At 61.1% G+C, this 13,041-nt stretch carries 10 protein-coding genes and 1 riboswitch; of the genes, 1 reads left to right on the plus strand and 9 read right to left on the minus strand.

The window, feature by feature from the left end; genetic code table 11:
- Window positions 1-44: 44 nt before the first annotated feature.
- The gene (alaS, locus tag F8N62_RS03320) at window positions 45-2,663 is read right to left on the minus strand and encodes an alanine--tRNA ligase (RefSeq protein WP_150709621.1); all 2,619 of its coding nucleotides are present in this window, start codon (window positions 2,661-2,663) and stop codon (window positions 45-47) included.
- Window positions 2,664-2,809: 146 nt separating this feature from the next.
- Window positions 2,810-3,814, minus strand: coding sequence for a low-specificity L-threonine aldolase (gene ltaE / locus F8N62_RS03325; RefSeq protein ID WP_150709622.1), 1,005 nt, complete (start codon window positions 3,812-3,814; stop codon window positions 2,810-2,812).
- A gap of 272 nt (window positions 3,815-4,086) precedes the next feature.
- A riboswitch (FMN riboswitch) is annotated at window positions 4,087-4,257 on the plus strand.
- A gap of 102 nt (window positions 4,258-4,359) precedes the next feature.
- Between ltaE and F8N62_RS03330 the strand changes: the two genes are divergently transcribed.
- A complete protein-coding gene (locus F8N62_RS03330) occupies window positions 4,360-4,869 on the plus strand; it encodes a 6,7-dimethyl-8-ribityllumazine synthase (RefSeq protein WP_150709623.1) in 510 nt (169 codons plus the stop codon).
- A 115-nt stretch (window positions 4,870-4,984) separates the two neighbouring features.
- On the opposite strand, the gene astE is transcribed toward F8N62_RS03330, so the two are convergent.
- The 7 genes from astE to F8N62_RS03370 all read right to left on the minus strand — a co-directional run bounded on the left by astE (window position 4,985) and on the right by F8N62_RS03370 (window position 12,901).
- Window positions 4,985-5,995, minus strand: a complete 1,011-nt coding sequence (gene astE, locus F8N62_RS03335) for a succinylglutamate desuccinylase (RefSeq protein ID WP_150709624.1) — start codon at window positions 5,993-5,995, stop codon at window positions 4,985-4,987.
- A gap of 13 nt (window positions 5,996-6,008) precedes the next feature.
- Window positions 6,009-6,296 carry a topoisomerase II gene (locus tag F8N62_RS03340; RefSeq protein ID WP_150709625.1) on the minus strand — a complete coding sequence of 96 codons (288 nt, stop codon included), beginning with the start codon at window positions 6,294-6,296 and terminating at the stop codon, window positions 6,009-6,011.
- A 20-nt stretch (window positions 6,297-6,316) separates the two neighbouring features.
- Entirely contained in the window at window positions 6,317-7,663 is a 1,347-nt protein-coding gene (gene astB, locus F8N62_RS03345; RefSeq protein ID WP_150709626.1) for an N-succinylarginine dihydrolase, read from the minus strand.
- A 233-nt stretch (window positions 7,664-7,896) separates the two neighbouring features.
- Window positions 7,897-9,366 (minus strand): succinylglutamate-semialdehyde dehydrogenase, encoded by a 1,470-nt coding sequence (gene astD / locus F8N62_RS03350; RefSeq protein ID WP_191632344.1) that lies wholly within the window; start codon window positions 9,364-9,366, stop codon window positions 7,897-7,899.
- A complete protein-coding gene (astA, locus tag F8N62_RS03355) occupies window positions 9,363-10,388 on the minus strand; it encodes an arginine N-succinyltransferase (RefSeq protein ID WP_150709628.1) in 1,026 nt (341 codons plus the stop codon). The genes astD and astA overlap by 4 nt, the downstream gene beginning before the upstream one ends.
- A gap of 71 nt (window positions 10,389-10,459) precedes the next feature.
- A complete protein-coding gene (gene aruF, locus F8N62_RS03360; protein WP_150709629.1) occupies window positions 10,460-11,479 on the minus strand; it encodes an arginine/ornithine succinyltransferase subunit alpha in 1,020 nt (339 codons plus the stop codon).
- A gap of 201 nt (window positions 11,480-11,680) precedes the next feature.
- The gene (locus F8N62_RS03370; protein WP_150709630.1) at window positions 11,681-12,901 is read right to left on the minus strand and encodes an aspartate aminotransferase family protein; all 1,221 of its coding nucleotides are present in this window, start codon (window positions 12,899-12,901) and stop codon (window positions 11,681-11,683) included.
- Between the last annotated feature and the right edge of the window lie 140 nt (window positions 12,902-13,041).

Consider the following 13,041-nt stretch of genomic DNA (forward strand, 5'->3'; position numbering starts at 1 on the left):
CAGCGTTCCGGCCCGCCACTAGACTGCGAGCCGGACACACGGTCTTATAAACCCTGCTCTACAAATGGAACCGTCAGGGCCAAGGCCGCGTCCAGTGCGCCAGCGTCAATACCACCGCCCTGCGCCATGTCCGGACGACCACCGCCCTTCCCGCCCACTGCCGCAGCGGCTTGCTTCATCAAATCACCGGCTTTGAGTTGGCCAGTCAGGTCTTTGGTTACGCCTGCAACCAGAACGACCTTTTCCTCATGGACACTGCCGAGCAGGATCACTGCGCGGCCGAGTTTGTTTTTCAGTTGATCGACCAGCGCCAGCAGCGCCTTGCCGTCCTGACCGTCCAGACGCACGGCCAGCACTTTCACGCCTTTGACGTCCAGCGCCGAAGCCGACAGATCGTCGCCCGCCGCGCTGGCTGCCTTGGCCTGCAACTGCTCGAGTTGCTTCTCCAGCTGACGATTACGCTCGAGCACAGCCGACAGCTTGTCGATCAGGTTGTCGCGGCTACCCTTGACCAGGTTGGCCGCTTCCTTGAGTTGTTCTTCAGCAGCGTTCAAGTAGGCCAGCGCTGCGGCACCGGTGACGGCCTCGATACGACGCACACCCGATGCCACACCGCCTTCGCTGATGATTTTCAGCAGGCCGATGTCGCCAGTACGGTTGGCGTGGATACCGCCGCACAGCTCGACGGAGAAATCACCGCCCATGCTCAGCACGCGTACGCTGTCGCCATACTTCTCGCCAAACAGCGCCATGGCGCCTTTGTTCTTGGCGGTTTCGATGTCGGTTTCTTCCATTTCAACGGCGGAGTTCTTGCGAATCTCGGCGTTGACAATGTCTTCCAGCGCTTTCAGCTGCTCAGGCTTGATGGCCTCGAAGTGGCTGAAGTCGAAGCGCAGGCGCTGACTGTCGACCAACGAACCTTTCTGTTGAACGTGATCGCCCAACACCTGGCGCAATGCCGCGTGCAGCAAGTGAGTGGCCGAGTGGTTCAGCGCGGTGGCGTGACGCACGTCGGCTTCAACGTGGGTTTCCACTGGCGAGCCAACGGTCAGGCTGCCCAGCCCCAACACACCGTGGTGCAGGAATGCGCCGCCGGTCTTGGTGGTGTCGCGCACGTCGAAACGGCCGCTGCTCGATTGCAGATAACCGCAGTCACCGATCTGGCCGCCGGATTCAGCGTAGAACGGGGTCTGATCGAGAACGACCACGCCCTCTTCGCCTTCACTCAGTACGTCGACCGACTGGCCGTCTTTATAGATAGCCACAACCTTGGCCGAACCACTGGTGGCCTTGTAGCCGGTGAACTCGGTGGCTACGTCTACCTTGACCAGCGTGTTGTAGTCCAGACCGAACGAACTGGCCGAACGGGCACGGACGCGTTGGGCTTCCATTTCGCGCTCGAAGCCGGCTTCGTCGACAGTCAGGTTGCGCTCGCGGGCGATGTCGGCGGTCAGGTCCATCGGGAAACCGTAGGTGTCGTAGAGTTTGAACACCACGTCGCCCGGCACCACGGTGCCTTTGAGTTCCAGCAGATCCTGCTCGAGGATTTTCAGGCCGTGCTCCAGGGTTTTGGAGAACTGCTCTTCTTCAGCCTTGAGCACGCGCTCGATGTTGGCCTGCTGTTTCTTCAGCTCCGGGAAGGCTTCGCCCATCTCGGCGACCAGCGCCGCGACGATCTTGTAGAAGAAGCTGCCGGTCGCGCCCAGCTTGTTGCCGTGACGGCAGGCGCGACGAATGATCCGGCGCAGCACGTAACCGCGACCTTCGTTGGAGGGGATTACGCCATCGGCAATCAGGAAGCCGCACGAACGGATGTGATCGGACACCACCTTGAGCGAAGACTGGTCGTCATTGCTGCAGCCAATGGCCGCGGCCGACGCGCTCAGCAGGTTCTTGAACAGGTCGATTTCATAGTTGGAATGAACGTGCTGCATCACCGCACTGATCCGCTCCAGGCCCATGCCGGTGTCGACCGACGGCGCTGGCAGCGGATGCAACACGCCATCGGCGGTGCGGTTGAACTGCATGAACACGTTGTTCCAGATTTCGATGTAACGGTCGCCGTCTTCTTCCGGCGAGCCCGGCGGGCCGCCCCAGATGTGGTCGCCGTGATCGTAGAAAATCTCGGTGCAGGGACCGCACGGGCCGGTATCGCCCATGGTCCAGAAGTTGTCGGACGCGTAAGGCGCGCCTTTGTTGTCGCCGATGCGGATCATGCGCTCGGCCGGCACACCGATTTGCTGGGTCCAGATGTCATACGCCTCGTCATCCGTGGCATAGACCGTTACCCAGAGTTTTTCCTTGGGCAGTTCCAGGACACCGGTCAGGAAGGTCCAGGCGTAAGTGATCGCGTCGTGCTTGAAATAGTCGCCGAAGCTGAAGTTGCCGAGCATTTCAAAGAACGTGTGGTGACGAGCGGTATAACCGACGTTTTCCAGGTCACTGTTCTTGCCACCGGCACGCACGCACTTCTGGCTGCTTGTTGCGCGGGTGTACGCACGTTTTTCCTGGCCCAGGAAGCAGTCCTTGAACTGGTTCATCCCCGCGTTAGTGAACAGCAGGGTTGGGTCGTTGCCCGGAATCAAAGAGCTGGAGGCTACACGGGTGTGGCCTTGCTCTTCGAAGAAGCGAAGGAAGGCTTCACGGATTTCTGCGCTTTTCATTAGGTTCTTCCACGGAGGCTGCGGCCAAAGGCCTGTGCGAAACGTCAACAGACGAAGCGACGGCAAAGGGCCGCATTATATCGGCCCTGCGCGCGGGGTACAGCGTGTTTATACGATAGAAACGGTCAATTGGACGGCTAACGCTGTCAGTTGCGCGAAAACTCGACGAATGTCGCGATGACTTGCTCGATTTGCGCGCGGCTGACGTCCATGTGCGTGACCATTCTAAGACGGCCAGCGGCGCTGAGCTTGATGCCGCGCCCGGCGGCGAACGTTTTGATCGCTTCGGCCTTGTCGCCCATCTGCACGTAAACCATGTTGGTCTGGACCGGCTCGACGTCATAGCCGGCATCACGAAGTCCGTCGGCCAGGAACCGGGCGTTGGCGTGATCGTCGGCCAAACGCTGGACGTTGTTGTCCAGCGCATACAGCCCGGCGGCGGCCAGAATCCCGGCCTGACGCATGCCACCGCCGACCATCTTGCGCAGGCGCCGTGCCTTGCCGATCAACTCGATCGAGCCGCACAGCACCGAGCCGACGGGCGCGCCCAGACCTTTGGACAGGCACACCGAAACGGAATCGAAATGCTGGGTGATTTCCCGGGCGTCCACGCCCAGCCTGACCGCCGCGTTGTACAGCCGCGCGCCGTCGAGGTGCAGTTGCAAGCCGTGCTCACGGGTGACGTTTCGCGCCTGGGCAAGGTACGCCAAGGGCAGCACCTTGCCCTGCATGGTGTTTTCCAGCGCCAGCAAACGGGTACGGGCGAAATGAAAGTCGTCGGGCTTGATTGCCGCCGCCACTTGCGCCAGATCCAGCGAGCCGTCGGCCTGCACCTCAAGCGGTTGCGGCTGGATCGAACCGAGCACCGCCGCGCCTCCACCTTCGTACTTATAGGTGTGCGCCTGCTGGCCGACGATGTATTCATCGCCGCGCTCGCAGTGCGCCATCAAGCCCAGCAGATTGCTCATGGTGCCTGTCGGTACAAACACCGCTGCGGCAAAACCCAGGCGTTTAGCCAACTCGGCTTCCAGACGATTGACCGTCGGATCTTCGCCGTAAACGTCGTCACCGGTGACCGCGTGGGCCATCGCGTCGAGCATCCCGGCGGTCGGTTGGGTGACGGTGTCGCTGCGAAGATCGATAACGCTCATGAATCTGGCCTCGGTAAGCAGGGGAAAATCCCTTTCAGGAGGGATTACTGCGGTCATGCGGACGAATAATCAACCCTGGTATGGGGAAAAAAAATACAAACCCTGTGGGAGCGGGCTTGCCCGCGATAGCGGACTGTCAGTCGATAGGGTCGGAGGCTGACATACCGCTATCGCGGGCAAGCCCGCTCCCACAGGGTTGTGCGTCAACTTTGGCGATGCGCGGCGCAAAAAATTGTGTTAAAAACGCTGCGCCGCCAGACGATCTGTCGGCAAAACGTTCTCAGGGCGGGGTGCAACTCCCCACCGGCGGTAATTGCGCGCAATGCGCATAGCCCGCGAGCGCTTGGCGACAGCACGGCTTCGGCGGTGACTGGCGACAAGGTCAGCAGACCCGGTGTGATCCCGGGGCCGACGGTCATAGTCCGGATGAAGAGAGAACGGGATTGGCGCCAAAGGGCCGTCCGCGGGCATTCGTGCGAGCGTGCGCACCCTTAAATCCCATTCGATTCATATGCCCTGTTTTAACCATAAACAGGAGTCAGAACATGCAACCCACCGCAATCGACAGCAAAAGCAAAAACCATCAGGGCGAGCGCGTCGCGTTCATCCAGGCCTGTTGGCACAAGGAAATCGTCGACCAGAGCCGTAAGGGCTTCGTCGCCGAAATGATTGCCCAGGGTTATCAGGAATCGGACATCGATTTCTTCGAACTCGGCGGCGCCTTTGAGATCCCGCTGCACGCCAAACTGCTGGCCAAGTCCGGTCGTTACGCCGGCATCGTCGCCGCTGGCCTGGTGGTAGATGGCGGGATCTACCGCCATGAGTTCGTCGCCCAATCAGTGATCAGCGGCCTGATGCAGGTTCAGCTGGAAACTGAAGTGCCGGTGTTCTCGGTGGTATTGACCCCGCACCACTTCCACGCTGGCGAAGAGCACCAGAAGTTCTTCTTTGAGCACTTCGTGCACAAGGGCCAGGAAGCGGCGAAGACCTGTGCGGATACGCTGCAGAAGATGCGCGCGTTGCGTCGTAGCGAACAGCGCGCAGTAGCGGTCTAAAGAAAAACCGGAGCCTGTAGGAGCTGTCGAGTGAAACGAGGCTGCGATCTTTTGATCTTCAAAAGTGAGATCAAAAGATCGCAGCCTGCGGCAGCTCCTACAGGGGGCGGTGTTTTCAGGCGAGGTTTTCGTCGGTGGTCGGCACGATCAGGATGCCGGCGCGCAGGCCGTTCTTGACCTTGGGATTGGGGAAGATGATGCGGGCGCCCTCCTCCTCGATGATCCAGCGGGTCTGGGCGATGTCTTCGGCCAGCAGATAACCCACTTCCAGCTCGGAAAAATTCTCGATGTCCGCCGGCAGGTTCAGGCGGAAGCTGTCGCTGTGCTTGATGATTTCCCGCGCCACGCTGAACAGCTGCAAACCGTCCAGCGACGCTTCGGTCAGCGCCGGCTCGGTGCCTTCGATAATCTGTTTCAGGCGGGTTTCCAGCAGATCGACATTGACCCCGTCGTTGTGCCCGAACGGCCGGGCCTTGCCCAATTCCAGGGTAAACGACTCGGCATTCAGTTTGTCGTAGGTGTAGGAACTGAACACGATCGACGGTTTGTTCTGCAGCAGCACCGCCTCCATACCGGCGGCGCGCAAGCGAGCCAGTTCCAGACGTGAATGCGGGCGACCTTCTTTCCACGGATACAACGCGAACTGCTCGATTTTCGAGCCGCGAATCGCAGTGTGCAGGTCGTAGTGCAGACGTTCGCGGTCCGGCGGGCTGAAGAAACTCGCGGCCAGACGCTCCAGCTCGCAGGCGCGCAGGGCTTCGGAACCGCTGGTTTGTTCGTGACGACCGTTGAACAGCCGATTGACGTCCTGTTCGATGAAGCGCTCGCCCTTGCGAATCGCTTCCGGGTTGCCGAACAGGAACAGAATGCGTGCGCGCGGCTTCAGATCGCCGCGAGCGATGTCATGCAAGAGCCGATCGAGCAACTCGATCGGCGCTGTTTCGTTGCCATGGATGCCCGCTGACAGCAGCAGGTCCAGGCCATTGTCGCGCGCTTGCGGTGGCCGCACTTCCAGCGCACCTTCGCTCAACCAGCGCATCCGCACGCCTTCGACAGTCAGTTGAGTCTTCTCCGCCGGTTCACGGCCGGCGAGGGTCAGTTCAAGCAGTTTGCCGAGGGCGAGCATAGAAGCGGTTTCCTTAGTGGTCGTGGGCGCAATCCGGGCCGTGCACGTGGTCTTCGTCACCGACTTCAGCCGGCTCCATTTCCAGTTGCAGACTTACCAGATTAGTCGCCAATGGGCGCAGCAGCAGGTTGGCGTATTCAGCGTCCCCTTCTTCGACGTCCACGCCGATCAGCAGTTGGCCGCGGCCGTCATGCTGAATCCACAGCTCTTTGCCTTGCCAAATGACCGCGACGCGGGTGCAGGAAGTTTCCAGTTGCTTGCCGTCGGTGTCTTCAAGGATTAGCCGCAGGGTATCGCTCATGTGTTTTACGCTCTCGACGTTCAATTGATCTGGAATGGATAAACCGCGCCCAGTTTAAGGATTTGCGTCAGTTCATCCAGTGCCGTCCGGCACTCAAGCAACAATTGCGGGTCCGCAAGATCGGTTTCGGCCATGCGGTCGCGGTAGTGCTTGTCGACCCATTCGGTCAGCGTGCCGTACAACGGTGCGGTCATGATAACGCCTGGGTTGACGGCCGCCAGTTCGGTTTCATTCAGCGCCACGCGCAAGCGCAGGCACGCCGGGCCACCGCCGTTCTGCATGCTCTGCTTGAGGTCGAAGACTTTGACTTCGCGGATCAGGCCGCCAGAGCCGGTCAGGCTTTGCAGGTATTGCCAGACGCGTTCGTTGCCACGGCATTCTTCCGGCACGATCAACAGCATCGAGCCGTCAGGACGCGACAGCAACTGGCTGTTGAACAGGTAGGAACGCACCGCATCTTCGACGGTGACGGCGGAACGCGGCACGCACACCGACTGGAATTTCCCGCCGACCTTGGCGAGTTTGGCTTGCAGCTCGGCGAGCATCTGCTCGGTGTCGAGGAACGCGTCCTCGTGATAGAACAGCACCTCGCCGTTACCCACCGCGATCACGTCGTTGTGGAAAACGCCCTGATCGATCACCGAAGGGTTCTGCTGGGCGTAGACCACGCCGTCATCGCTCAAACCGTGCAGACGCGCCACCGCTTGCGAGGCTTCGAGGGTCTGGCGCGCCGGGTACTTCTGCGGCGCCGGGTAGCGGTTGTCGAACGCGCTGCGACCGAACACGAAGAACTCGACGCCGGCTTCGCCGTATTCACGGCAGAAACGCGTGTGGTTGGCCGCGCCTTCGTCACCGAACTGCGCCACCGCCGGCAACGCTGCGTGGTGGGCGAAGTGTTTCTGATCAGCGAACATCGCGCCCAGCACGCGGCTGGTGGTCGGGTGTTCGATGCTGCGGTGGTATTTGCAGTTGAGGTTGGCGGCGGTGAAATGCACGCGACCGTCGGCGGTGTCGGCACTCGGGCTGACCGTGGCAGCGTTGGCCACCCACATGCTCGATGCTGAGCAACTGGCAACCAGCAACGGCATCGCGTCTTTGGCGGCGCGTTCGATCACTTGCGCGTCGGTTCCGCTGAAACCCAAACGGCGCAGGGCGGTGACGTCCGGGCGCTCTTGCGGGGCGAGAACGCCTTGTTGAAAGCCCATTTCCATCAGCGCTTTCATCTTCGCCAGGCCTTGCAGCGCGGCTTCCTTCGGGTTCGAAGACTGCTGGCTGTTGCTCTGGGACGCGACGTTGCCGTAGGACAGGCCGCCGTAGTTATGGGTCGGCCCCACTAGACCGTCAAAATTGACTTCATAGGATTTCATCAGCGAGGCTCCACGAGAATCTGTTGTTATAGGCATCAGGTAACAATTCAGTTTGACCGCGTCGCGGCCATCGCTGGCAAGCCAGCTCCCACAGGTTCAGCAGTGTTCACAGATTGTGTGTTCGACACTGACTTTGTGGGAGCTGGCAAGCCAGCTCCCACAGGTTCAGCAGTGTTCACAGATTGTGTGTTCGACACTGACTTTGTGGGAGCTGGCTTGCCAGCGATTGGGCTTCACGCCATTTTCACGCCGGGCGTCAGGGCTGCAGGCAACACCAGGCTCGGCGTTTCCAGCGAAGCCACCGGGTACGCGCAGTAATCCGCCGCGTAATAGGCACTGGCGCGGTGGTTGCCGGAGGCGCCGACGCCGCCGAAGGGCGCGCTGCTCGCTGCACCGGTCAGCTGCTTGTTCCAGTTGACGATACCGGCGCGGCTTTCCAGCCAGAACTGCTGATAACGCGCTTCCGAATCCGACAGCAAACCGGCCGCCAGGCCATAGTCGGTGTCGTTGGCTTCCGCGATGGCCGATTCAAAATCAGCGTAGCGGATCACTTGCAGCAGAGGGCCGAACAGCTCTTCATCCGGACGATCAGCCACTGCCGTTACGTCCAGAATGCCCGGGGTCAACAACGCGGCTTGAGCCTGCGGCTGAGTCATTTCCAGCAGCGCCACGGCGCCGTTGCCCAGCAAATGTTCCTGCGCATCCATCAGGGCTTTCGCCGCACCAAGGGAAATCACCGAGCCCATGAATGGCGCCGGTTGCTGATCGAACGCACCGACTTCAATCGTCGAGCTGACCGCCACTAGACGTAACAGCAACGAGTCGCCCCAGGCGCCCTGCGGCACCAGCAAGCGGCGGGCACAGGTGCAACGCTGGCCGGCAGAAATGAACGCCGACTGAATGATGGTGTAGACGGCGGCATCAAGATCAGCCACTTCATCGACCACCAGCGGATTGTTCCCGCCCATCTCCAGCGCGAGGATTTTGTCCGGACGACCGGCAAACTGCTGATGCAGATGATTGCCGGTGCGGCTCGAACCGGTGAAGAACAAGCCATCGATGCCCGGGTTCGCCGCCAAGGCGATTCCGGTTTCGCGAGCACCCTGCAGCAGGTTCAACACGCCGGCTGGCAGACCGGCTTCGATCCAGCACTTGACTGTCAGCTCGGCCACTTTCGGCGTCAGCTCGCTCGGTTTGAACAGCACGCTGTTACCGGCCAGCAGCGCCGGCACGATGTGGCCGTTGGGCAAGTGACCGGGGAAATTGTAAGGGCCAAACACCGCGACCACGCCGTGGGGTTTGTGGCGCAACACGGCGGTGGCGTCGCCCAATGGGCCGCTCTTCTCGCCGGTGCGTTCGCGGTAGCTCTGCACCGAGATCGCAATCTTGTTGACCATGCTGGTGACTTCAGTCGCCGATTCCCACAGCGGCTTACCGGTTTCTTCGCCGATGCAGCGCGCCAGTTCGTCAGCGTGGTTTTTCAGCGCGCCGGCAAATGCCTCGAGCACCGTGATGCGTTCTTCCAGGGTGCGCCGCGCCCACTCCGGAAACGCCTGACGTGCCGCTTGCACGGCCGACTCAACCTGGGCGGCAGTCGCGCCTTCACCGGCCCACAACACTTGCTGGGTCACCGGGTTCAGCGACTGAAAGGCGTCGCCCTGACCGGCCAGCCATTCACCTGCGATGTATAGCGAATTCATTATTTCGACTCCCGTGCTGCGGACAACGGAACGGCGCGCACTTGATCGCCGGCGTTGAGTTGAAGACGTTTGGCCGTTTGCGGATCGACGACCAGCGTGCCGGCGGCGAAGCGAGCTGGCGCGGCAGTCATCCGGCAGTCTTCGCGCTTGCGGTTGTGAATCAGGAATGGCGTGGCGTCATCGCCCGGCGTACCTACGGCCAACACCAGCGCCTGGCTGTCGCGGACCGCGCGGATCTTGCCGGTTTCGCACTCGACCGCCGGGCCGGCGTCGAAAATATCGACGTAGCCCTGATAGCTGAAGCCTTCGCTCTTGAGCATCGACAGCGCCGGTTCGGTGTCCGGATGCACCTGGCCGATCACGTTGCGCGCATCCGGCGAGAGGAAGCAGGTGTACAGCGGAAACTTCGGCATCAGTTCGGCGATGAACGCTTTGTTGCCGACGCCGGTCAGGTAATCCGCCTGGCTGAATTCCATCTTGAAGAAATGCCGACCGAGGCTTTCCCAGAATGGCGAACGCCCGGCTTCGTCAGACACACCGCGCATCTCGGCGATGATCTTGTTACCGAACAACTGCGGGAACTCGGCGATGAACAGCATCCGCGCCTTCGCCAGCATGCGACCGTTGAGGCCGGTGCGGTAGTCGGCGTGCAGGAACAGCGAGCACAGCTCGGAATTGCCGGTCAGGTCGTTGGCCAGAAACAGCGTCGGAATTTCGCGGTAGATATTCAGTTCTTGCGACGCGCTGACCGTCAGGCCGACCCGGAAGTTGTACCAGGGCTCACGCAGGCCGACGGCGCCGGCAATCGCGGAAATACCCACCACGCGACCCTCATCGTCTTCGAGCACGAACAGGTAGTCCGCATCGCCCCGCCCGGCTTCGCCGCGAAAGGTTTTTTCGGCCCAGCCGACCCGGTGGGCCAGACGCTCTTCGTTGGCCGGCAAGGTGGTCAAGCCGGTGCCGGTGCTGCGGGCCAGGTCGATCAGAGCGGGTAAATCGCTGCTGCGTACGGGACGAACGATCATGCTATCTCCTCAAACGGGCCGCTTGCGCCACCCGCGAAATACTTGCTGCTTTGCAGGTTGACCAGCAGGCGTTAAACCGCCACCAGGCGCACGCTCGCACCTTCACCGACGCCCAAAGCTTCGGCCGCTTCCAGATCCAGAGTCACGGGTTTGCCCGGCGCGTAATCGAGTTCGAGCAACACCGCGCGGTAATCCTGCAACTGCGCATTGGCCACCAGGTACTGACGACCGACGCCTTTGACCGGCTCGCCGATTTTCACCGGTACCACGCGGCTCTGGGCAATCGAACGGATCCCCGAGACGCGCGCATGCAGGGTCGGGCCGCCGTCGAAAATATCGATGTAGTGATCGGTCTCGAAGCCTTCGCGCATCAGGATGTCGAAGGTGATCTGCGCCCGTGGGTGCACCTGGCCCATCGCTTCTTGCGCGGAGTCCGGCAGCAGTGGCACGTAGATCGGGTAATGCGGCATCAGCTCGGCGAGGAAGGTCCGGCTTTTCAGGCCGCACAGGCGCTCGGCTTCGGCGTAGTTGAGGTCGAAGAAGTTACGCCCGATGGCATCCCAGAACGGCGAGTCGCCATTTTCATCGCTGTAGCCGACGATCTCGGTCACCACGGAATCGGCAAAGCGCTCCGGATGGCTGGCCACGAACAGCAAGCGACCGCGGGAGTTGAGCTCGGCCCACGGCGAACCCACCAACTCGCGCTGCACGTAGAAACTGGTCAGCAGACTGTTGCCGGTCAGGTCGTGGCACTGGGAGAGCACGTGAATCTTGTTATGTATCTTCAACTCGCGGGAAGCGTGCACGAAGGTTTCATTACGAAAACTGTAGAACGGCTCGGAGTAACCGGCCGAGGCAACGATGGCCGAGCAACCGACGAGTTTGCCGGTGGTGCTGTCTTCGAGGACGAAGAAATAGCTCTCTTCACCGTTGAAGCTGACTTCGGCGGAAAACGACGCTTCGCTCGCGGCGATCTTGTCACTCAGGCGCTCAACATCATCCGGCAGGGAAGTGACACCAATCGGGCTGTCCGCAGCCAGACGCTGTACCTCGCCCAGATCAGCCATTTGCGCGGGGCGCATCACCAGCATGGTGTCACTCCTTTCTCGAAAAATACTCATAAGAAAAATGCCCGGATCATGTGGGAGCGGGCTTGCCCGCGATATCGTCCTGTCAGATAACAATGAAGTCGGCTGTCAGGCCCTCATCGCGGGCAAGCCCGCTCCCACAGGTTTTGTGTCCGGCACATAAAAATTTGTTCGACGCCTGAAAGGTCAGGCGTCGAAGGTCTATCAGGCTTGTGTCAGTTTCGCTGCAGCGCGCTCGAAACGGTCCAGACCGGCGTCGATGTCCGCGTCTTCCACCACCAGGCTTGGCGCAAAACGCACTACGTCCGGGCCGGCTTGCAGAATCATCAGGCCTTCACGCTCGGCGGCGTTGAAGATGTCCTTGGCCTTGCCTTTCCAGGCATCGTTGAGCACGCAACCGATCAACAGGCCCATGCCACGCACCTGGGTGAACAGGCCGTATTTCTCGCCGATCTGCTCCAGGCGCGCCTTGAACTTGTCGTGCTTGGCGTTGACGCCGGCGAGCACTTCAGGGGTGTTGACCACGTCGATCACCGCTTCGGCGACTGCACACGCCAGCGGGTTGCCGCCGTACGTGGTGCCGTGGGTGCCGACCACCAAGTGTTTGGCCAGGTCTTCGGTGGTCAGCATCGCCGCGATCGGGAAACCGCCGCCCAGGCTTTTGGCACTGGTCAGGATGTCCGGAACCACGCCGTAGTGCTGGTAGGCAAACAGCTTGCCGCTGCGGCCCATACCGGTCTGTACTTCGTCGAAAATCAGCAGCGCGTTGTGCGCGGTGCAAAGGTCACGGGCGCCTTGCAGGTATTCAAGTTCGGCGGGGATTACACCGCTTTCGCCCTGAATCGGTTCCAGCACTACGGCGCAGGTCTTGTCGGAAATCGCGGCTTTCAGCGCGGCCAGATCGTTGAACGGCACGTGAGTGATGCCGGTGATTTTCGGACCGAAGCCGTCGGAGTACTTCGACTGGCCACCGACGTTCACGGTGAACAGGGTACGGCCGTGGAAGCTGTTGAGCGCGGCGATGATCTCGTACTTCTCGCTGCCGAACCGATCAAAACCGACGCGACGGGCCAGCTTGAAGGCGGCCTCGTTGGCTTCGGCGCCGGAGTTGCAGAAGAACGCACGTTCGGCAAAGGTCGCGTCGATCAGCTTATGCGCCAGGCGCAGGGCCGGCTCATTGGTAAACACGTTGGACACGTGCCACAGCTTGTTCGCCTGTTCGGTCAAGGCGCCGACCAGCGCCGGGTGCGCATGGCCCAATACGTTAACGGCAATCCCGCCGGCGAAGTCGATCAGCTCGCGGCCAGACTGGTCCCAGACGCGGGAACCGGCGCCACGCACTGGAATGAAGGCGGCAGGCGCATAGTTGGGAACCATTACCTGGTCGAAATCGGCGCGTTGTACCGCAGCGTGCTCAACGGACATCGGAGTCTCCTGAAGAGGAACACTCGCCGGAAACTGGCGAGCTTGGTGAGGATTGTAAGGACAGTTTTCAGCCCGGCCTTGCCGCCAAGCGACAACTTCTTATAGCGCAAACCCCGGTTTCAGCCGGGTTTACGGCAATG

Origin of the sequence: Pseudomonas fluorescens (genome assembly GCF_902497785.1) — a bacterium.
GTDB lineage: Bacteria > Pseudomonadota > Gammaproteobacteria > Pseudomonadales > Pseudomonadaceae > Aquipseudomonas > Aquipseudomonas fluorescens_BO.

Excerpts from the sequence above, each read along its gene's own strand:
- astA (WP_150709628.1), bottom strand. The coding sequence starts at position 10,388 with ATGATCGTTCGTCCCGTACGCAGCAGCGATTTACCCGCTCTGATCGAC.
- astB (WP_150709626.1), bottom strand. The coding sequence starts at position 7,663 with ATGAAATCCTATGAAGTCAATTTTGACGGTCTAGTGGGGCCGACCCAT.
- F8N62_RS03340 (WP_150709625.1), bottom strand. The coding sequence starts at position 6,296 with ATGAGCGATACCCTGCGGCTAATCCTTGAAGACACCGACGGCAAGCAA.
- astE (WP_150709624.1), bottom strand. The coding sequence starts at position 5,995 with ATGCTCGCCCTCGGCAAACTGCTTGAACTGACCCTCGCCGGCCGTGAA.
- alaS (WP_150709621.1), bottom strand. The coding sequence starts at position 2,663 with ATGAAAAGCGCAGAAATCCGTGAAGCCTTCCTTCGCTTCTTCGAAGAG.
- F8N62_RS03370 (WP_150709630.1), bottom strand. The coding sequence starts at position 12,901 with ATGTCCGTTGAGCACGCTGCGGTACAACGCGCCGATTTCGACCAGGTA.
- F8N62_RS03330 (WP_150709623.1), top strand. The coding sequence starts at position 4,360 with ATGCAACCCACCGCAATCGACAGCAAAAGCAAAAACCATCAGGGCGAG.
- ltaE (WP_150709622.1), bottom strand. The coding sequence starts at position 3,814 with ATGAGCGTTATCGATCTTCGCAGCGACACCGTCACCCAACCGACCGCC.
- aruF (WP_150709629.1), bottom strand. The coding sequence starts at position 11,479 with ATGCTGGTGATGCGCCCCGCGCAAATGGCTGATCTGGGCGAGGTACAG.